We start from the raw sequence: 21,021 nt of genomic DNA, 5'->3' as shown, positions 1-21,021 counted from the left end.
TGGTGAAGGTTCCCTTTTTTAATATGATGTCTTTAGAGATGGTGCTGGCAGTTCAAGAAAGGAGGCAATCATATGGTTGCCAGCGGTTATAAACATCTATCTTTAGAAGAACGTAAATCTATAGAAGTTCTATTGAATCATTCCGACATCAAACTCAAACAGATAGCACTCTCTATCAATCATTCACAGAAATGCGTACGTGAAGAAATCAGAGCACACAGGGTCGTACGTGTCCACTCGAATAAGACGAACAAATGTGGACGGCAAGATTCTTGTAAGAAACATCGCTTATGCACATATTGCATAAGCGGTGATTGTAAGTCTTGTAAGCATAAGGACTGCAACGAGCTATGTGATGACTTCGTCTCATATCCCGTTTGCGAGAGAATAGAGCGATTCCCTTATGTCTGTTCAGGTTGTCCTGACATACATAAATGTCATCTTCCCAAGTACTTCTACATCGCACGAATAGCACAGGATAAATATACGCAAGACAAATTAGAATGGAGGTCCGGACCTCGCAAGAGCGAAGCAGAAATGAAATCTATCGTGGAGGCATTTCAAAATAATATTCCTAAAAAGCAATCCATCGATACAATCATCCATACCAACGACCTTAATATATCCGCCTCTACTGCATATAGATACATTCGTGAGCACCAGATTCCCGGGATTTCAAACATCGACCTAAAACGTCAGGTACGCTACACGCAACGCAGTTCTTCAAGGCATCATCCTATATCGATTGACTACGATTTCCTCGAAGGACGCAAATACGAGGACTTCCTAGCAGCCCTAGAAACAGCAGGACCGGATGTAAACGTATGGGAAATGGATACGATCATCGGGAAGAAAGGGAGCGATGAGAAGTGTGTACTGAGCCTGTTACACAGACGTTCCAATCTTCAATTATATTTTCTCTTACGACACAAGAATATGTTTGAGGTAACGTATCTATTTGATACTATCAAAAGTTTCTTAGGCATCGACTTATTCAAAGATACGTTCACTATCATACTCACCGATAATGGCACTGAGTTCCATGATCCACTATCGCTTGAGACAGACCCTGAAACGGGAGAAAAACTCATCAGTATCTATTTCGCAAGGCCTAGACGTTCTGATGACAAAGGTAAATGCGAGAAGAACCATGAGCACTTCAGAGAGAAAGTCCCAAAAGGATGCAGTATGAACAGCCTTACAAAATACGACATCAATTTCGTATCAAATCAGGTAAATAATTATGTACGCAGGAAGTTAAATTACCAATCACCCTACAGCATTGCCAAACTAGTACTAAACGAAAAGGTATTAGAACTAAACCGCCTTCATCCCATTTCACCCAAGGCAGTTGATCTAACACCTATCCTCCATTAGCATCAGACCCTAACAGCACCATCTCTTTATATTCAAAGGGAGCTTTCAAGAGAAATTCAAAAAAATTTCATTTGAAAGTATACTTTTCGTGCGGTCAAAATGCCCAATATCTATTTAGATTATAGCTTAAAATATATAAATTCAAAACCTGTAAATGGAAAAGCACTCCAATTAAAGGGAGCTTTCGTTAAAAGGGAGCTTTCACTGAAAATTGAGCTTATTTATGTCAAAAGTTTCATTTTCAAAAGGCAAAATTTTTGTCATATCACCTTCAAGTTCTTAATATTGTAGTCTTCTCTTTCAGCAACCAAAAATTCGCTTTCCATTTGCTTTGAAGAATAATCAAGTACAGTACAGTCTGCCCCTAACGCATTAAATATAGGCATTTGTTGTTTTCCACCAGATGCTAAACCTAAGATTTTCTTCCCTTTTAAATCTCTAAACCACTCATGTGGAACTAAAGCTGTCGGAGTAAGAAAAACTTTCTATTCTCCATTTTTTGCACTGATATATTCATCATGCGAAATTGGTTTCCCCATTTCCAACCTTCCTCAACCCATCTATCAATGGTTTCTTTGTTTATATCCTGATATGTTTTCATTATTTTACTTACCTCCTTAACAACTCTGGAGTTTATCTCTCTAAAGTTTGATAATATTATACTTCCCGTTTTAAATTAAAATCTTTTTGTAACTAGATCATACCAAAAAATAGGTACTTCATTACAGAAATACCTATCAATCATCATTTATTTTAGAGCTGCGTAAATACGTTTTACGTATTTCATACGTTCATTTTCTGCACAGTTAAAGAGTGATGTGAATAATGCAAAAATCTTTAACTTCGCTTTTGTGTTATATGTATCATCTTTTTCAACTTTAACAATTGTAACGTTTGCAATATCCAATAGTTCTTGCTCATCCATCGTAGCGCAATGTTGCATCTTTTCATTGAATTCATTGCGAATATCTTGATTATGCTTTGCCATAGTTTCACCTCTCTATAAGAAATCTTCTTCTTTTTTCACTGCTTGTACATTCACAGTTTCTAGTGTATCTACCGCCTGTTGTAATAATGTTTCATAATCAAATTTTGATTCATAGTAAACACTCTTATCTACAGATGGTTTTGTGACTGGGTTCTTTGGATCAAAGATCGTACAGCAATCCTCAAACGGTAAGATAGATGTTTCATATGTTCCTATCTTACGTGCCAAATCAATAATTTCAATCTTGTCATAACATACAAGTGGTCTTAGAATTGGCATATTTGTAACAGTATTAATACAGTTGATACTCTCTAGTGTTTGGCTAGCTACCTGTCCTACGCTTTCACCTGTACCGATGGCTAGGCATCCATACTTCTTAGAAATCATATCTGCTAAGCGGAACATCATACGACGCATCAATGTAACTGCATATGGGTCTCCTGCATGTTTATAGATTTCAAGCTGTAATTGTGTAAAGTTAACGACATGTACTTTCATGTGGCCTTGATATTCACTAACTTGTGAAGCAAGCTCTAACACCTTATTCTTTGCATTTTCGCTTGTATATGGAGGAGATGCAAAGTGTACTGCTTCTACATGTAATCCTCGCTTCATTAACTGATATGCAGCTACTGGTGAATCTATACCACCGGATAACATTAACAATACCTTACCATTGATACCAGCTGGGTATCCACCAGCACCAGGAATCTTACTAGATGTGATGTAGGTTTCATTGCTGTGGATTTCAACACGGATTGCTAATTCAGGATCATGTACATCAACCTTTAAGTCTGTATTGCGTAGAATCTCTCCGGCAACATCACGATTTACACCATCACTCTTAAGTGGAAAACTCTTATCATGACGTTTTGTAATCATCTTAAATGTCTTCTTATCACTTTCCTTAGCGATACGAACACAAGCTTGCTTGATATCTTCTAAATTACTGTTCACCTTTTCTGTAAAGGAGAATGAACTAATTCCAAATACCTTCTTTAATTTTGTTTCAATTTCTTCTGGATCTTCATCCGTTAATTTAATGTAAATACGATCGTATGTTTTACGATACGTTAGTGCAGGATAATCCCGCAACATATATTTAATATTTGTGAAAAGTCTAGTAATAAAATCTCTTCGATTCTTACCCTTTGTACTTAATTCACCATAGCGAATTAAGACTGTATCATACTTAACCATATTGCGAAATAATCTCCTTTAATGAATCTATAAATGAAGCAATCTCTTCTTCTGTATTATGATATGTTAAACTAATACGAATACAAGAACTTGCACGTTTGGAAGAATAACCCATAGCGCTTAATACATAACTTGGATCATCTGATTTAGATGCACAAGTACTTCTTGCGCTAACCATAAATCCTTTTTTATTTAATGCATTTTGCATAACTTCACTTGGTATCTTCTCATATGAGAAGTTGACTACACTATTGACCGCATCACTTGGCTGATTAATCAAAATACCCGGAATTGTAGATAATCCCTTCAGTAATACTTGTTGTAAAGTTGTGATGTAATCATGATACTTCTTACCATTTTCTAATGCAAAGCGTAATGTCTTGGCAAATACCATGTTTACACAAGCATTCGAAGTGCCACCACGAATGCCATATTCTTGTTCACCACCATTGATGAGTGGCACAAATGGTACATGAACCTTTTTAACCAGAATACCACTACCCTTTAAACCTTCCAGTTTATGTGCAGAGATAGATGCTAGATCAATATTTTTAAAATCCACATCAACTTTACCAATCGCCTGTGTCATATCGACATGCATATAGGCATGTGTATGTTTCTTAACATATGTTGCAATCTCATCAATCGGATTGATGGAACCCACTTCATTGTTTACTGCCATGATACTAACGATTGCTGTATCATCAGATACTGCATCTTTGACTTTCTGTAAAGATACCTTCCCACTAGCATCAACCGGTAAATATGTAACACGATATCCAAATACCTGTTCCATTTGTAAACATGCATTCAAGATTGAAGAATGTTCTACATTAGTTGTAACGATATGTTTCTTACTAGGTTGTGCAAAACATACACCTTTGATTGCGGAAGAGTTCGCTTCTGAAGAACCTGAGGTAAAGATAATATCTTCGCTGTTTACATCCAAAAGCCCGGCAATTGCACTCCGGGCCTTTTCCATCATTCGACTGATTTCGCTGCCTTCATCATACAGGGACTCACTATTAACGTAGTATTTATCCAATAAAGACTTATAGGTTTGTAATACATCTGGGTGAATTGCTGTTGTTGAAGCGCCATCAAAATACACTCTATGCTGCACTCTTCGCATTCTCCTTGATCATGGATTCGTAGTTACCAGGGTGAATCTTCTCAATCGTAGCGATTGCTGTTGTTAACGCTTGTGTGTATTCTCCATTACGGAAACTTAACTCACTACGTGTTAACTCAGAGTCGATATCTGCGTAAGTGGAACGATAACGGTTGCCAAATACAATCGTATTTTCAACCATCATAACTGTACCAACAACGTTATTAACATTGTTATAAAGCTTGTAGATAAAGTCTAGCGCTTCTTGTAATGTTCCATTTAATAACTGCATATTTAATGGAACTTCTTCCATCAAGTTATCTAAACGATGGATATAGTCATTTGCACGGCGCATATCATCCTCGTAAGCTTCCGAAATATTTGGAAGCTTGTACTTACGAATCTTCACTTGCATCTGATTCATAACAATCTGTAATTTAACAAGTTGCTTCTTGCAACGTTCTTCATCACCAGATGCAGCTTCAATGCGTGTACGAATATTCTTAAACTCTGTATTGCATGCAACAATTTCTTCATTCAATTCCTTCAAAGAACCAACAACTGTACTAGCAGGAACTTGATAGTTACGTACACTATCCATTACTGCAGGCATCTTAGCTTCAAGTGCTTGTAAGCGAGCAATCTGCTCTGCAAGCTTTTCTTCTAAATCCGCAAAGCCAAAACGTGATGATGATTTCGCAAATGCTTCTTTTACATAAGCTGCATTCTTATCCGCTTCATCTGCAAGCGCTGTAGATTCCTTTGATAACTCTTGAATTGCATCAAAGCTTTCACCTTCTTGCTTAACAGCCTGATCCATCTCACGAAGTTTTGCCTTCATTGTATCTAGCGTTTCACGAACGCCTAGTGTAGAGCCTGTCTTTAATTGCTTTAAGGATTCACGTAGAGACTCTGTCATCTGATTGAGATTTTCTTCTACATTCAAGTGTTTTAAATAAACACCACGATTACGATTGTGAATATAATCCTTGTGAAGAACTTCTGCCATATTAGGAATGACACCCTTAGCATCTTCCAATAATGAAGGCATATTCTCAATCATTTCTTCAAGTTCAGTCATGACTGCTTTGATACTGACAAGCTCACGGTTTGCTTTGTCAAAATCACTAGAGAACATCCACTCTTCAAAAGTCGCAAACATCTTCTCTGTATCTACAACCTTCTGTTCTACTAAAGGCCAAGCAAAATATAACTTAGGTGCATTTTCAGCAGCTTGTGCCTTTAGGGCACGGAAACGGTTCTTCAAAGTCGTTACTTCTTCACGTTGTGCTGTTTCTTTTGCTAGAATCGCATCCAGCATATTTTCAAGTGTTTTCGCATCCGCTTCTGTAGTAGTCATGGATGTTTCAATATCCTTGATGGCATTACCAGCTTTTGATAAAGTACCCGCTGAAATATAACGCTCTAAGTCTGTTAACTTACTTGCTAAAGCAGAAATACATGACTGCACTTCATCAAATTTATTCTGCGCTGAATTAACACGATCAACTGTATCCTGATTTACTCTACTTACCGCAATTGCTTTATTCATCTTTAAAGATAAAGGGATTTGCTTAATAGACTGATAGCGATTCTCTAATTCTATATACTCAGATTTATAGCGACGTGCACGTACTGTTGTAACAATTAAAATAATTAACAGTAAAACAAAGATTGCACCTACGGCAATAATAAATCTGATATCTGATAACAATGTTAATATCTGATTCATATGTTTCCACCCTTCCTGTAATATCTTTTCTTATTTTAACACAGCATCTATATATTTGGGGATATGCCTTATCACTTTCACATATCTTTCCATATTTTTTTCTTGTGATTCACAAATGAATATTCTTATATATAGCTTATGAAAACAATTGACGTTTATACACACTAATGGTATCATATCGAGTGCGTTAAATAATGGCAGCATGTAGAGTCATGCACAAGGCGTTATCAACAGTTAAACTTGTTCCTAAGTATCCTGCTGCAAAAGGTGAAAAGGCTCATGATAACACCCCGCATTGATGATCTGCACCTGTTATTGTTTCTCAGCCATATATAGGAGGAAACAAAACATGGCACGTTACACAGGACCTGTTTGGAAGAAAGCTAGACGCTTAAGCTTCTCCATCTTAGAAACAGGCGAAGAGCTTAAGAAAAGAACTTATGCTCCAGGTCAACATGGACCTACAAAGCGTATTAAGTTAGGTGGCTACGGTACACAGTTACGTGAAAAGCAAAGAATCCGTCACATGTACGGTTTAAATGAACGTCAGTTCTCTAACTTATTCAACAAGGCTTCCAAGATGGAAGGCATGGCAGGTGTTAACTTCTTAATCTTACTTGAAAGTAGATTAGATAACATCGTTTACCGTATGGGCTTAGCTAGAACACGTAAGGCCGCTCGTCAGTTAGTAAACCATGGTCATATCGAAGTGAATGGTAAGAAGTTAGACATCCCTTCAGCTTTAATCAAGCCAGGATCAACAATTGCTGTTCGTGAAAATGCACGTAACATCAAGGCAATTGCTGAATCATTAGAATCAGCTATCACAATCCCAGCTTTCGTTGAAGTTGATAAGGAAAACAAGAAAGGTACATTCGTACGTCTTCCAGAAAGAAGCGAATTGAACCAAGAAATCAACGAATCACTCGTTGTCGAATTCTACAACAGATAACAAGTGTGAAAAGTCAACGCAAGTTGGCTTTTTTTATCCCGCAAAAAACGCATCCGTTATAGATGCGTTTCTTTGTTCTACTCCCCTATGCTTTCTTAATACGATAATATGCTGATACAAGCAGACTCATCAGTGCAATCATACAAGCGATACTCCACATCTGCACTCGACTATTATCAGATGTCGCAACTGTTCTACCACTACCAACAACCGCTCTTCGAACAGAGAATGTTGTCGAAACAGAACCGTTTGTATATACCACTGTCATTGTATGAGAACCTACAGAAAGAGTTTGTAGATATGATGGAGTTAATTCAATGATTGTACTACCGTGTCTAACTGTATATTGTGTTCCTCTAGTTAAAAGTACTCCATCCACTAAAACATTCTGTAAATCTGTCTCATCACCATTGATACGGAACTTGAGTACATCGTCTGTACCTGCCCATTCCCCATTTTCACCTTCTAGGAATGTGTATTCTAGTTTAGGCAATTCTTCATACTTTTCCGTACCATCGATTTCACATACATACTTGATGTATCCAGGAGCACTATGTGTAGGTTCAACACGCTCCACTTCCACAAAGCGATTTTCATCTACAACTTTAATTCTACCATTACCATCTTTATTACCATATGCTTCAGCACTGATAACACCATTTAACTTTTGCGTCATGTATTCAATTAAGACTTCCGCATCGGATGGATAATCACCACTGATAACTGGACAATTCTTAAACATGGACATACCATCTCCACTATATTGCAAGATATAGAATGTTCCGGCTACACGATACGTACGATTAGGATCAATTGGTTCGCCACACACTAATACGTTCTGTACACGACGTGGCTTTGTTGGATCAACAGATAAGAAGCTTCCCTTACTATCTTCAACAACAGGAGATGTTGTTACCTTTGTGTTAATTTCATAAGTTAAACCAGCAACCTGTAAGTAACCACCGTTATTATTTGGATAGAATCTTGCGCCATGCTCTAATGCATCTAGAATTGTTTGCCCTGTCGCTTCAATCACACCTACTTGGTTCATCCAAGGGTTCACAGAGATTAAGTCTTTCTTAGTCACTGTACCAACATTGACATTTGTACGAACACCACCCGCATTCATAAGAGCAATATCTGCACCTGTTCTCCATAAATACGCATCTGCGTTGTAATCACCTAAGTTTGTTTCCTGATGCCGTACTAACCAAGTACCATCATCATCCTTGGCAAATAACTTCACTTCAGAAGTACCTATTTCTGTACCGGAGAATGCTGTTTCTCTTTGACGTGCATTTGTAATTAACGCTTCGATTGTTGGATCTTTATCTGTTAAATCCGCAACACTATGCATAACTGAAGTCACTTGAACTGTTGGTGTAAATTCAATCTTTAACTCACCAAAATTCTTTAGCTTTGTTCCTGTCTGTGTATAGAATACCTGCTTACCATCTTTATTAAAGAAACTGTAATGTTGAAGAACACCATTTTCCATATGTGTATAATCAGGACCAGCACTTACTTCATGTGAGTGTCCGTCAATATACGCATCAATACCATTTGTATTTTCAATGATAGCTTTTGTAGTCCACTCTTCAGTAGAACCATCCATACCTGTATGACCAATAGCTACGATAGCTTCTGCACCTGCTGCCTTAGCCGCATCAACCGCAGCCTGAATTGTAGCGTAAAAAGTATCCTCTGAGAATGTGTATACATAGTTACCGGAAGCATCTTGGAAATATACTGGAGTTGATTTTGTATAAGACTCTGGTGTACAGATACCTACGAAACCAATCTTATGTCCATCAATTTCCTTAATCGCATACGCATCCATAATATCTGTGCCATCCGCATGTTTGAAGTTTGCACTCAGATACTTAAATGTTGCACGATTCATGAGTGATAAGAATTGTGGAACCTTATAGTCAAATTCATGGTTTCCAGGAACTGCGTAGTCATAGTTCATCTGATTCATAATATCAATGATACTTTCACCCTGATCCATCGTACCAATCAGTTCACCCTGTACATGGTCACCAGCATCTACTAGCACAGTAGATATACCTGCATCCGTAAGTGATTGACGGTATGCCGCCAGTTTAGAATAACCCTCTAAACCACAGTGAACGTCGTTTGTGTATAGAATAGAAATTGGTGTACTAGCCCATATACGAATCGGTAATAACAGCAGAACCAGAAAGAATGCTGTCATCAATGATAAATACTTCTTTAAATTATATTTCATTATGATCCCCCTCTTTGAAATATCTGGTAACTATAACTTAACATTTTATAGAGAATAATGTAAGCCCTTTCATTTATTTTGATCAATATATAAGCATATAAAAATACAAAAGAACTCTCAGAATCGCAAGAGTTCTTATTGAATATTATTTACCATTTGTACAATCAAAATGTGCTAAATGAGTTTGACCATCTAACGCATATTCAATTGTAATACCTTCATCTGTATTTACGTATGTCACTAACGCAGATGCTAGCTTACGGTATTCCTGATACTTTTTAACCATTTCATCTGTATAATTTGCAGGACTATCACTTGTTAGGAATACTCCTCCTAGTAAAGCTTGTATCCGTGCTAAATCATCCTTTTGTTTGTCCAATAGATGAATATTCTCCGTACGGATAAAGAATACATCTGGATCATTCACAAACGCATGTTTATTTAATTGTCTACGATTCACTGTATTTACAATCGCATTCTTTGTGGAGATTCTTTCACGATGCAATAAACGCATATAGAAGGCATCATCCCAATCCAAACCAACATCACAACCAATACGACAATATTCAACTAATCCAAAGGATGGCATTAACGGAACTCCACAGGCTAAAATTTCCTTCCCTTTTGATATATCACGTAAAAATTCCAATGCACGTTTCATTCGCTTAGCACGACTCTCTGATACATTTCCAAATGGAGCTGCACCATATAAGAAATCTAGCTTTACCAAATCAAAATCCCATACATCGTATACTTGATGAAATACTTGCTTAAGATATGCGATTACATCTGGATGATCAATATCTAACGAATAAAAACCCGACCAGTTAGCACCTAAGCACCATGGTTTTCCATGATGGTGTAAGAACCAATCTGGATGATTCTGATATAGTGAGGACTTCTCCTCTGCCACAAATGGTGCAAGCCACAAACCAGCTTTATATCCCTTCGCATGTATTTCATCCACAAGCACTTTTAATCCATTCGGGAATTTCACTGCATCTGTTTCTAACCAATCTCCTACAAACGGTTCCCAACCGTCATCAATTTGAAATAAGTCATTTGGTTGAAATACTTTATCACAACCAGATAAATCAAAACGAATCTTCTCTTCATTGATATTTTGATAGTGATTATACCAGCTAGAATATCCAAATAATTTCTTGGTTGTAAGTGGCTTTAGAGTCATTGCATCAAACCATGCTTGAAAGACCTCTTCTTCACTACCTTCTGCATAAAACAAATCAAATGCATGGAATACTCCACTAGTCTGTACATCCTTGCAATCTCTTTGAATTTTTAATTCAGCTTTGTTTACATCATACCAGAATAACGTATACCCTGGATCTTCATCTAATGACGCAAATAAGCGAAACTTTTTCCCATCACGGAAATAGCACCATGATTCACCATGGGTAATACCCTTCTTTTGCGGATAATCCACAAAATGATAATCCCCATAACGATCAAACCCATATTTCCGCAATAAACTCTTTGGCACTCTCTTTAGTCCATGTGTATGATCATATCTTGTAAGTTCAGGAGAATACGTCCATGTTTGATATCCATTCATGAAAATCTTCTCATCCTTTGCGATAGATACAGAAAGTTTCACTTCAACATTTCCCAGTATCATTTGTGCAGTTGTTACATGAATATGCAGTGCATCATCCTGCCAGTTTTCATTACCTTGTAATTTAATTTTTTGATCGATACTCTCTATCAACCACTGTACTTGCATACTCACACCTTCTTTTCTTCTAGCTGTTTTCGGATTTGTTCTGTTTTCTCATCTGTTAGGATAAACTTTCTTGTAAATAAAACTAGTGCAAGCACTAATCCAATAATAGGTAAAATCGTCATCAATAAACGAAGTCCTAATAATGGCGAATCAAGTATTGGTATCCCTTCTCCTAAACCATCTTTACTTGTTAAACCAATGAGATCCAAACTAACGCCTGTAATAAACACCGCTAAACCACTAGCAGCCTTTACTACAAATGTCTGCATGCTAAAGATGACAGACTCTTCACGATGACCAGTTTTAGCCTCACCATAATCAACGGTATTCGCAAGAAAGACCGTTGTTAATACTGTTAGTATACCATTGGATACAAAGATCATTACACCAGGCACCATTAACATGGTTAGAACAGATGAATATCCCAATAAACATAAGGCTAGCAAGAATGCATATCCCAATATTGCTAGTAACAAACATAGTTTAAAGATTTTTGTATTAGATAACTTATTTCTTAGAACTGGATATACAACCATCATACCTAAGATCTGAGAGATACCACCAACAGATGTAAATACTGTGTACGCATCCTTCCAACTCGTTCCACCAATATCATATTTAAAGAAATAGATCAAAAGATTCGATGTAATATAAAGCGCAGAGTTAATTAACACAATTGTAGCAACAGTCACGATTGCTTGATCATTGTCGAATAACGCTTTAAACATCTCTTTAACAGATGTTGTCTGCATGTTTTCTACTTTTTGCTCATGAATTGTAAAACATGTAAAAAGTATAAATACTACAAACAAAATCGCTATAATAAGCGCAAACAAACGAAAGCCAGTACGCTCAATCCCACTACCTAGTTTGGATACAGCCATCACTGTAAATACGTTGATTAACGCATAACCAACACCTGCACAGGTACGTCCTACAACGGATAGATTTTCTCGATCTTTCATCGTAGAAGTAACTGCAGGTATCATCGACCAAAATGGAATATCCATCATAGTATATGTCATTCCCCAAAGTATATACATCACCGCAAAATATATCATTAATGCTTTTTCAGATACTGCAGGTGCCGCAAATAATGCGTATAAAACAAATGCATTTAAAATCGTACCAGTAAATAGCCATGGACGAAACTTTCCCCACTTTGAATTTGTCTTTGCGACCACGACACCCATAAATGGATCATTGGCTGCTTCAAATACACGTGCAATCATCAAGATAAATCCGACAAAGGTCGCAGATAAACCTAAAATATCTTGATAGTAATACATAATATAAGAGGCAGATAAGGCATATACCATATCCTTGCCAATCGCACCTAAACCATAGGCAAAAAATTGTTTTTTACCAAATTCTTTCATATTTTATGATTCCTTTTTAACAGTAAAATGAATTGTAATTGAACTACAATCTGGTGCAGAAATCGTAAGAATAGCCTCTCCCTCTTCGCCAGTTGTTTTAATATATGTACCAGTCATACCACCTTCAGCCACAACTGTCTTAGGACCTACAATTTCGATAGGACCTGTTGTAATGAAGCTGAGTGGAAACTGCGCATAAGAAGCTAGATTGTTATATTCATCCTTTACTTGAATACGAATCGCAGACATGTCGTAACAATCGCCTTCTATCAGTATTTTACGAGATACTTGATAAGATAGATGTAATTTAGCAGACGGACATTTGATAATAGACTTCACAACTTCACCATTTTTGATTGCATCAAATCTCCAAGTAATTGAATCGGAACCCCAACCAGATACATACTTTCCAAACAGAGCGACACCATCACTGTAGCTCATCTTGTATTGGAACATGATTTTTGCATATAACAAACGATAGCGCAGTGGTAAGTTACTACCATACTTTTTACTTGCGAGCAAGCATTTACGTATATCATCTGCCTGTTTCGAAGTATAGTGTTCGTTTTCTACAAGTAGTTCTCCAATCGTATCATCGATACGAATAGGACCATGCTTTAAACCAGAATACACAGATGTAGCAAATGAAGAAACAAACTGATCATTTTTGTATAAACGCACTTCATCGGCATTGGTAAATGCGAAGAAATCAGGTAGATTACCTGCATTGTAATCACCAATATCCATGGAAGTACTAATTTCTAAGATAGGTTCTTCATCCTGTTGTGAAGCATAGACACTTGCCGCAAGCTTTGGATTACGAAAACTATCCATTACTCCATGATAACAAATCCGATCTCCAGAGCCAAAGTCTTTGTGTGTTGCATAATCAAACATACACCATTGGAAAACTCCAGTATGTTGGCCATCAGCCATCGCATCACTAAACACACGCGCATGGCGTAATGCATGTTCCTGCCGTCGCACTTGTGTATCAAAACTCTTCGTTGGGAACATGTGTCCATTGGCTTCAGAGATGATGAGTGGATGATGTGTATCTACCATAACTTCACTCTTACTTAATGCACCTTTATTATCACCGTGATGCGAGAAATCATTGAAAGTATAAATATCTTCTAATAGATGACTCTTTGTAAGATAGCGTACACCTGCTGTAGGTCTAGAAGGATCTAAGTCTCTAGCAACTTGATTTGTTTTTGTATAAAGTGCATCATCATCTAGAGATTCATTGATTCTAACACCCCAAAGAATAATAGAAGGATGATTGCGATACTGTAGTACCATATCTTTGGTATTCTGAATAGCTTGTTGTTTCCAAGTGTCATCCCCAATATGTTGCCAACCAGGAATCTCAGTAAATACATACAAACCATAACGATCACAAGCATCGATAAATGATTGACTTTGCGGATAATGTGAAGTACGTACCGCATTAACATGTAATTCTTCCTTTAAGATACGTACATCCTCCTCTTGTAAAGAATCAACAGCCGCATAACCGATATATGGATAGCATTGATGACGATTTAGACCTATCAAGAATACTTTTTGATCATTGATATATAGATCATTTTGATCAAATCGAATCGTGCGGAATCCAAAGTTTGTTTCATAGCTATCCTCACCGAGTTCTACAACGCAACGATATAATGTCGGAGATTCGGCAGACCATGCATGAATATTACTAACAGGTATTTGTATCTGTTGATTATTTGTAGGCACAACCTCCTCTGCGAGCATTTCACCTTTGAAGTCAAAAATTTTTACATGATATGTATCTGCAGGAACTGTTCCTTCTGTTTGTATAGATACTGATACTGTATCTAAAGACTTTGTCATCACAAATACATCTTTGATAAAATATGTAGGTTTATCATAAAGCCAAACATCACGATAGATACCACCAAAGGTAAGATAATCAATCACAAAGCCAAATGGAGGTGTATTTAAACTCTCACGACTATCCACTTTCACCGTTAAAAGATTCTCTTCATCAAAGCGAATTTCATCCGTTAATTCAACCGTAAATGCGGTGTACCCACATGCATGAACATACATTTCTTTCCCATTGAAATACACTGTAGATTCATGTGCTGATCCATCAAAACGTATAAAGTATCTTCTACCTTTTAAAGAAGAAGGAAATATTAATTTCTTACGATACCCAACAACCTTTTGATAACTATCTGCATCCGCGTAATGTAGAGGTAACTCTTGTACTGTATGTGGTAATCTAACGACCTCTTCCGCTTCACCCTCTAGGATAAACGCATCACTCCAATGGTCAATATATTCCCAATCGTTATTCATTCTACTTATCATCTACAACAATTCCTTTCATGATGATATTCATCATTTCCTTTAATGCTTTGGTGTAAGTCAAGTTTCTTTCTTGTAACTCATCGGTAGATAGAAGCTGTTCAAAAGTGGCTGTTACAATCTGCCGAAGTATAAACGTATTAATTTTACGAATTTCCTTTTTACGAATACCTTCATTGATTAATTTGATGATAGGTTCCCAATCATTTTCTAGATGTTCATTCAAGCGTTGATATGCCTTTGGATAAACATCCTTCAAATTTACTAACATACGAAAATCAATCTTTGTATACTGCTTTGGCATCGCAATCATCACTTGTTCTAAACGTTTAGCAATACTTTCATCAGTTGATAGAATCTTCTGTTTCTCTTTTTGAATATTCTCAAAGCCATAATCTAATAAAGCAATCAACAAATCTTCTTTCGATGAAAAGAAACGATAAATTGTCTTCTTTGCGATATGCATCGACTTTGCGATATCATTCATTGTAAACTCTAGTCCTCTATTATTGAATAATCGTAAAGTTGCCTCTAAGATATCTTGTTGTATATTTCCCATCGGAAACCATCCTCCATTTATTGGTTTCCATTATAATTGATTGAAAACGCTTTCGCAAGTATATAAAAAAACTGCCAGTAGCTACTGACAGACAAATTAAATATTTGATTTCATATGACGTTTGATAATAACGCGAATGATATCAGCTGCTAACTTCGCATCGTCGTTACAAACGACATATTTATACATACCAATGAGTTCCATTTCACGTGCAGCCTTTGCCAAACGTTCCTGAACAATTTCTTCTGGTTCTGTATTACGTCCACGAATTCTCTTCTCAAGTTCCGCCATGCTTGGTGGGACAATGAAGATTGTTAAGGCATCCTTCACCTTTTCACGAACCTGAGTACATCCTTGTACTTCGATTTCCAAGATGACATTCTTGCCTTCATTACGCAATCTCTCTACTTCTGAAATTGGTGTTCCATAGTAATTTCCAACAAACTCTGCTGCCTCTAATAATTCACCATTCTTCTTTGCTTGTTCGAACTCTTCCTTCGTGACAAAGTGATAATTTATACCATCAACTTCACCTGGTCTCTGCTTACGAGTAGTCATAGAAACCGAGTATGCAAGTTTCAAATCTTTATCATGAATAAACTCTTTGAGAACCGTTCCTTTACCAACACCAGAAGGTCCGCTTAATACAATTAACAATCCCTTAGCCATAATTGTATCCTCCATCCTTACCTAATAGATTACTCATTAATTTTAACATAGTCAATCATGATATAATAAGAAAATCTAACAGTAAACAAAAATGGCCTAGACAAGAAGAGAGGATTATCTAAGAGCCAACTCTGTATCGTTGTGGCAATCGATTGTCACAAAAATACATACGCTGTTATTTGTGGTCATGGAAAGCCATCTGCTTCACGTATCTTTGAAGCACTAAAGAATCATATCGCTTCCGGATCAACACTAGTACATGATGGCGAAAGAGCACATGACAAGCTGATAAAAGAATTAGATTTGAAAGAAGAATTCTATAAAGCCAATACACACGACAAAGAATATCTAGAGAACATGGCATTGATAAACAATATGTGCTCGTGGTTAAAAAGGTATATCTATCGCTTCATTGGGATGAGAATGACTAATCTACAATCCTATTTAAATTGGTTTGTATATCTGTTTAGAGTAAAAGGTGCAGTAGAACTGTGGCCAAAGATGGATAGAATTTTACGACATTTGATATTATTCAACGGAACATATAAGAGAAATACTTGATTTCATCGCATTTCCATAGGCCATTTTTGTTTACTGTTAGATAAGAAAAATAAAGAGGTTTTCAAATGGCACTAGATGGTATTTTATTATCCAAACTGATCCCTGAAATTCAAGCAACACTTCCCTTCAGAATTCAGAAAATATATATGACTTCCCAAACAGAACTTTTATTACAAACACATGGTACTGCAGGTAAGAAACAATTATTGATTTCTACACATTCTGTTTATAACCGTATTCTATTTACGAATCGTAGTTACCCAACCCCAAACGAGCCTTCCAACTTCGTGATGGTGTTGCGTAAATATTTAGAAGGTTCAATCGTAGAAAAAATTCAACAAGCCGAACTAGACCGTTGGATGGTTTTTGATATTCGTCATCATAATGAAATTGGTGACCTTGAATATCTCAAGCTTTATGTAGAGCTAATGGGCAAATATGCCAATGTTATTTTGGTCAATTCACAAAATCGTATCATTGATGCGATGAAGCGTATTCCTCCATTTGAAAATAGCAGACGAACAATTCAAGCTGGTGCAGAGTTTAGCGAAACACCTTCTCAAGATAAGAAAAATCCTTTTGTAGAACAAAATGTAGATATGAACGTATCTCTTACAAAACAGTTCTCTGGTTTTTCACCATTTCTTGCAAAGGAAGTTGAATATCGTATGTCAAAAGGGCAATCCTTCCATAGTATTATGAAAGAAATTTCTAATAGTAAATCGATCTTCATCGCTAATAGTGATAATGAACCAGTATTCCACTGTATTGATTTAACCAGTGTCGGACCATGTAAGGAGTATCCTCTTTTTGAAGGAATCGATATTCTCTACTTCCACCGTGAAGAAAAAGAACGAATTAAACAGATTTCTGGCGATATTCAACACTTTATTAGTCGCCAACTAAAACACCAATCCACAAAGCTACCACGTCTAATTGAAGAATATGAATCTGCTAAAGATTGTGATAAATGGCGTGAGTACGGAGATCTACTCTACGCATATCAAATCTCTGATACAAAGGGACTCAAAGAAATTATTCTAAATAGTTTTGTAGATGATAGTCCTGTTCGGATTCCACTTGATCCTAAATTAGATGGCAAAGGCAATGCACGCAAAGCATTCCAAAAATACAATAAGCTAAAGAAAGGCCAAGTCTACTTGCAGGAACAGATACAGCTCTGTCAAATGGAAATTGATTATTTCAGTGGTCTTTCTGAACAACTCAAATACGCCGACTTTGAAACGGCAATGGAAATCCGCGAAGAACTCGTCAAACTGGGTTATCTTTTCGAGAAAGAAAAAGGCAAAAAGAAGAAAAAGAAAAAAGAAGTACTACCTTCTTATACAACAATCACGACTGAACAAGGTATCGCTATCTCCTTTGGTAAAAACAACTTGCAAAACGATGCACTCACTTGGCATACGAAGAAGAGTAATATTTGGTTCCATACCAAGGATTATCATGGTTCACATGTGGTCGTACATGATGATAATCCAGATGAGTATACAATGCGTCTAGCTGCTAATATCGCAGCCTACTTCTCTGCAGGTCGTATGTCCTCTAGTGTTCCAGTTGCGTATTGTCCTATCAAAAACCTCAAAAAAATTCCAGGTGCGAAACCCGGAATGGTTGAATTAGGTAAATATAAGATGATTTACATTGATCCTGATGAAGAACAGATTAGCCAATATATAGACCTTTAGTCTTCTGTGCTACGCTTTACCATCGCAAGTAACTTGCGAACTTCAAAACTACGTAGCTTACGATATTGCCCTTGTCTTAGATTTCCTAAATCTAAGAAACCATAGCAAATACGATTCAGTCTTGTAACTTCACAATGGAAATATTCCATCATACGCCGCACTTCACGATTACGTCCTTCTTGGATTGTAATATGGAGTACGGTTTTATTCTTTTTTGCAGAACGTTCTAATAATACTACTTCAGCTGGTAATGTCTTACCATCCGATAACATAATACCCTTCGCTAAGCGATTTAACATATCATCCGTAAGTACACCCGTTACCGCAACTTCATAAGTCTTTGGTAAATGTGAAGATGGATGCATCATCGCATTCGCAAAATCACCATCATTTGTTAATAACAGAATACCAGAAGTATCATAGTCCAAACGACCTACTGGATAGATGCGTTCTCTGACATCACTTAAATACGCAAGAACTGTTTCTCTACCCTTTTCATCGCTGACACTTGAAATAACTCTACGTGGTTTATTTAATAGGTAGTATACCTTTTCTTCTTTCTTTAATACAACACCATTTACACTAATATCATCGTCAGGAGATACTTGTGTTCCAAGCTCTGTTACAACAACACCATTCACTTTGACCTTGCCACTAACAATGAGTTCTTCTGCTTTACGACGACTGGCAATGCCTGCCTTCGCAATTGTTTTCTGTAATCGTTCCATGCTTTCTCCTTTATCAATGCTTATTCTGTGTATTGCCCCAGAAAGCACTACCTGCCTTAGAATAATCGTTCATAATCATCACAGGAACCATTTCAAATTTCTTATCCTGCAAAGATAAAATCTTGCAAGCTGTTAATCGTTTATTCCCATCCACACACTCATAATAGTCATCGTGCACGTTGACCTGTACCGCAATCGCAACCCCACGTTTTGCGATGGAATCAATTAAAGCTTCAGATTCAACATACGTAAAATGAATCTTTGAAATATGAACTTTCTTATTAATCATAACTTCCTCTAATCGCCCTTTATTCTACCATACTGATAGATGAAAATATACAAGACCCCCCACAATCACAAAAGCCCTAACATTGTTAGGACCTAGTCAATATAAATCAATGAGGATAATGGAATAAAGGAATGCTCAGATAAGAACTCACTCGCTGTCATAATATGGTTTCTCTTGCCATAAACAGCGTTATAGAGATGAATTCTACCATCCTTGCATACTTCATATGCCACATAATGTGCATTATGTCGATGGATATATAACAAGATTCCTGACTTACTGGCACACATCTTTTTGATAATCTTTGTATTGGTTCCAGCACTCATATGAACATTTAAGCCCTGCTTCTTCAGCCAAAAGTAAAGAGAGATCTTCTCTTGTCCTAATAAATTACCGATAAACGCAAAGCGTTTTAAACCATCAAGTACATCCTTCATCAACTTGGTTTTCCCATTAAGTTTTAAAAGGTTATACGCTGCTATCCAACCACAGCCCTTATCTCTTGTATTAAACCAACCGAATGGAATACTTTCCATCTTGCCTTGGTTAATGATATACCCACGTTCATCAAATACATCATTTTCTAACTGTAAGCGATACGGTTCTACAACATAGACAAACTGATTATTGTCACATCTTACTGCATTTGCTCGGTATGCCTTTATCAGTTGTGCATCTTTCGTATGGAATACAATTCGAGCACAATGATAACGACGGATATAGGATTCTAGTAATATTGCAATCAAGTCAATGAAATCTTGTTCAGAAACTTTTTCAGTTAATAGAAACGCAGATTCTACAGCACCATCATGATGATAGTGTTCTTCAATACCCACAATGTGTTCATCATTACGTAATAGATGACGTACTGAAGGTTGAGCTTCAAGAGCGATTAATCGGTCCTGATTTTTTAAGAAATATGTATCACTCTCAGTATTGGCAATACAAACTTGTAACGAAATCATTCTTAATACTCTTTCCAATCCCCTCTGAGTCTAATATGATCGATTGCCTTCTTTAATAATGCACGATCAGAAGGATATGTAATGATTGCATGTGCCTCAACGCATGTTAACCAACGTACATCTGACACTTCTGATGGCTGTGGTTCTTCATGTCCACCAATCGGTTGTGCTAAAAAGAAAATAACATCTTTCAGAGTATCCTCTTTCGGGGAATATGTATTTACAACTCTAAAACCATCTTCAAAAGAAACCTCAACCCCAGTCTCTTCTAAGATTTCACGATAAGCAGTTTGATGTTCTGTCTCTCCATCTTCTACATGTCCCTTTGGAAATGTCCAATGACCCAATGCTTGATGTATTAACAAGAACTGAATGACACCTTCTTGTTTACGGTATACAATCGCACCGCATGATTTTTCCTTTTTCATACACTACCTCCGCAGAAAATAGTATATATGTTTTTTTATCGTTTG

General features: G+C 36.8%; 19 protein-coding genes and 1 pseudogene. 4 read left to right on the top strand and 16 right to left on the bottom strand.

What is annotated here, in order from left to right:
• Positions 1–72 precede the first annotated feature (72 nt).
• Entirely contained in the window at positions 73–1,377 is a 1,305-nt protein-coding gene (locus tag RGT18_RS06670; RefSeq protein WP_338175674.1) for an IS30 family transposase, read from the top strand.
• A 260-nt stretch (positions 1,378–1,637) separates the two neighbouring features.
• On the opposite strand, the gene RGT18_RS06665 is transcribed toward RGT18_RS06670, so the two are convergent.
• From RGT18_RS06665 to RGT18_RS06640, 6 genes are all read right to left on the bottom strand, one after another.
• Positions 1,638–1,763: a hypothetical protein gene (locus RGT18_RS06665; RefSeq protein WP_281169059.1), complete on the bottom strand. Its 126-nt coding sequence runs from the start codon at positions 1,761–1,763 to the stop codon at positions 1,638–1,640.
• A gap of 71 nt (positions 1,764–1,834) precedes the next feature.
• On the bottom strand, positions 1,835–1,978 hold the full coding sequence (locus RGT18_RS06660) for a hypothetical protein (protein ID WP_232424424.1): 144 nt from the start codon (positions 1,976–1,978) through the stop codon (positions 1,835–1,837).
• A 147-nt stretch (positions 1,979–2,125) separates the two neighbouring features.
• Positions 2,126–2,365: a hypothetical protein gene (locus RGT18_RS06655; RefSeq protein WP_006526404.1), complete on the bottom strand. Its 240-nt coding sequence runs from the start codon at positions 2,363–2,365 to the stop codon at positions 2,126–2,128.
• Between the two features lie 12 nt (positions 2,366–2,377).
• Positions 2,378–3,565, bottom strand: a complete 1,188-nt coding sequence (thiI, locus tag RGT18_RS06650; RefSeq protein ID WP_028078294.1) for a tRNA uracil 4-sulfurtransferase ThiI — start codon at positions 3,563–3,565, stop codon at positions 2,378–2,380.
• Positions 3,558–4,697 (bottom strand): cysteine desulfurase family protein, encoded by a 1,140-nt coding sequence (locus RGT18_RS06645; RefSeq protein ID WP_028078295.1) that lies wholly within the window; start codon positions 4,695–4,697, stop codon positions 3,558–3,560. The genes thiI and RGT18_RS06645 overlap by 8 nt, the downstream gene beginning before the upstream one ends.
• Positions 4,678–6,408, bottom strand: coding sequence for a septation ring formation regulator EzrA (locus RGT18_RS06640; RefSeq protein ID WP_028078296.1), 1,731 nt, complete (start codon positions 6,406–6,408; stop codon positions 4,678–4,680). The genes RGT18_RS06645 and RGT18_RS06640 overlap by 20 nt, the downstream gene beginning before the upstream one ends.
• Before the next feature lie 349 nt (positions 6,409–6,757).
• Here RGT18_RS06640 and rpsD point away from each other — a divergent pair, with 349 nt between their 5' ends.
• Positions 6,758–7,360: a 30S ribosomal protein S4 gene (gene rpsD, locus RGT18_RS06635; protein WP_028078297.1), complete on the top strand. Its 603-nt coding sequence runs from the start codon at positions 6,758–6,760 to the stop codon at positions 7,358–7,360.
• Between the two features lie 85 nt (positions 7,361–7,445).
• On the opposite strand, the gene RGT18_RS06630 is transcribed toward rpsD, so the two are convergent.
• The 6 genes from RGT18_RS06630 to gmk all read right to left on the bottom strand — a co-directional run bounded on the left by RGT18_RS06630 (position 7,446) and on the right by gmk (position 16,299).
• Positions 7,446–9,611, bottom strand: coding sequence for a bifunctional metallophosphatase/5'-nucleotidase (locus RGT18_RS06630; protein WP_051241004.1), 2,166 nt, complete (start codon positions 9,609–9,611; stop codon positions 7,446–7,448).
• Positions 9,612–9,756: 145 nt separating this feature from the next.
• Positions 9,757–11,352 (bottom strand): glycoside hydrolase family 36 protein, encoded by a 1,596-nt coding sequence (locus RGT18_RS06625; protein WP_028078298.1) that lies wholly within the window; start codon positions 11,350–11,352, stop codon positions 9,757–9,759.
• Between the two features lie 2 nt (positions 11,353–11,354).
• The gene (locus tag RGT18_RS06620; RefSeq protein ID WP_028078299.1) at positions 11,355–12,731 is read right to left on the bottom strand and encodes a glycoside-pentoside-hexuronide (GPH):cation symporter; all 1,377 of its coding nucleotides are present in this window, start codon (positions 12,729–12,731) and stop codon (positions 11,355–11,357) included.
• Between the two features lie 3 nt (positions 12,732–12,734).
• Entirely contained in the window at positions 12,735–15,062 is a 2,328-nt protein-coding gene (locus RGT18_RS06615; protein WP_245580929.1) for a glycoside hydrolase family 2 protein, read from the bottom strand.
• A gap of 1 nt (position 15,063) precedes the next feature.
• The gene (locus tag RGT18_RS06610; protein ID WP_037404000.1) at positions 15,064–15,630 is read right to left on the bottom strand and encodes a TetR/AcrR family transcriptional regulator; all 567 of its coding nucleotides are present in this window, start codon (positions 15,628–15,630) and stop codon (positions 15,064–15,066) included.
• 96 nt (positions 15,631–15,726) lie between these two features.
• Complete coding sequence (gmk, locus tag RGT18_RS06605; RefSeq protein WP_028078302.1) at positions 15,727–16,299, bottom strand: guanylate kinase; 573 nt, start codon at positions 16,297–16,299, stop codon at positions 15,727–15,729.
• A 108-nt stretch (positions 16,300–16,407) separates the two neighbouring features.
• Here gmk and RGT18_RS06600 point away from each other — a divergent pair.
• Together RGT18_RS06600 and RGT18_RS06595 are read left to right on the top strand one after the other, a co-directional pair.
• Positions 16,408–16,860: pseudogene (locus tag RGT18_RS06600) on the top strand (transposase); the annotation flags it as partial.
• A gap of 65 nt (positions 16,861–16,925) precedes the next feature.
• The gene (locus RGT18_RS06595) at positions 16,926–18,566 is read left to right on the top strand and encodes an Rqc2 family fibronectin-binding protein (RefSeq protein ID WP_028078228.1); all 1,641 of its coding nucleotides are present in this window, start codon (positions 16,926–16,928) and stop codon (positions 18,564–18,566) included.
• On the opposite strand, the gene RGT18_RS06590 is transcribed toward RGT18_RS06595, so the two are convergent.
• The 4 genes from RGT18_RS06590 to RGT18_RS06575 all read right to left on the bottom strand — a co-directional run bounded on the left by RGT18_RS06590 (position 18,563) and on the right by RGT18_RS06575 (position 20,976).
• The gene (locus RGT18_RS06590; protein ID WP_028078227.1) at positions 18,563–19,294 is read right to left on the bottom strand and encodes a pseudouridine synthase; all 732 of its coding nucleotides are present in this window, start codon (positions 19,292–19,294) and stop codon (positions 18,563–18,565) included. The two genes, RGT18_RS06595 and RGT18_RS06590, sit on opposite strands and share 4 nt — an antisense overlap.
• Before the next feature lie 13 nt (positions 19,295–19,307).
• On the bottom strand, positions 19,308–19,583 hold the full coding sequence (locus RGT18_RS06585) for a ParB/RepB/Spo0J family partition protein (RefSeq protein WP_028078226.1): 276 nt from the start codon (positions 19,581–19,583) through the stop codon (positions 19,308–19,310).
• 92 nt (positions 19,584–19,675) lie between these two features.
• Positions 19,676–20,548, bottom strand: coding sequence for a hypothetical protein (locus tag RGT18_RS06580; protein ID WP_028078225.1), 873 nt, complete (start codon positions 20,546–20,548; stop codon positions 19,676–19,678).
• A gap of 2 nt (positions 20,549–20,550) precedes the next feature.
• On the bottom strand, positions 20,551–20,976 hold the full coding sequence (locus RGT18_RS06575) for a bis(5'-nucleosyl)-tetraphosphatase (RefSeq protein ID WP_028078224.1): 426 nt from the start codon (positions 20,974–20,976) through the stop codon (positions 20,551–20,553).
• Between the last annotated feature and the right edge of the window lie 45 nt (positions 20,977–21,021).

The organism is Solobacterium moorei, from assembly GCF_036323475.1.
GTDB classification, from domain to species: domain Bacteria; phylum Bacillota_I; class Bacilli_A; order Erysipelotrichales; family Erysipelotrichaceae; genus Bulleidia; species Bulleidia moorei.
The sequence above is the reverse complement of the archived record's forward strand: the minus strand, read 5'-3'. Positions and strand labels throughout refer to the sequence as shown.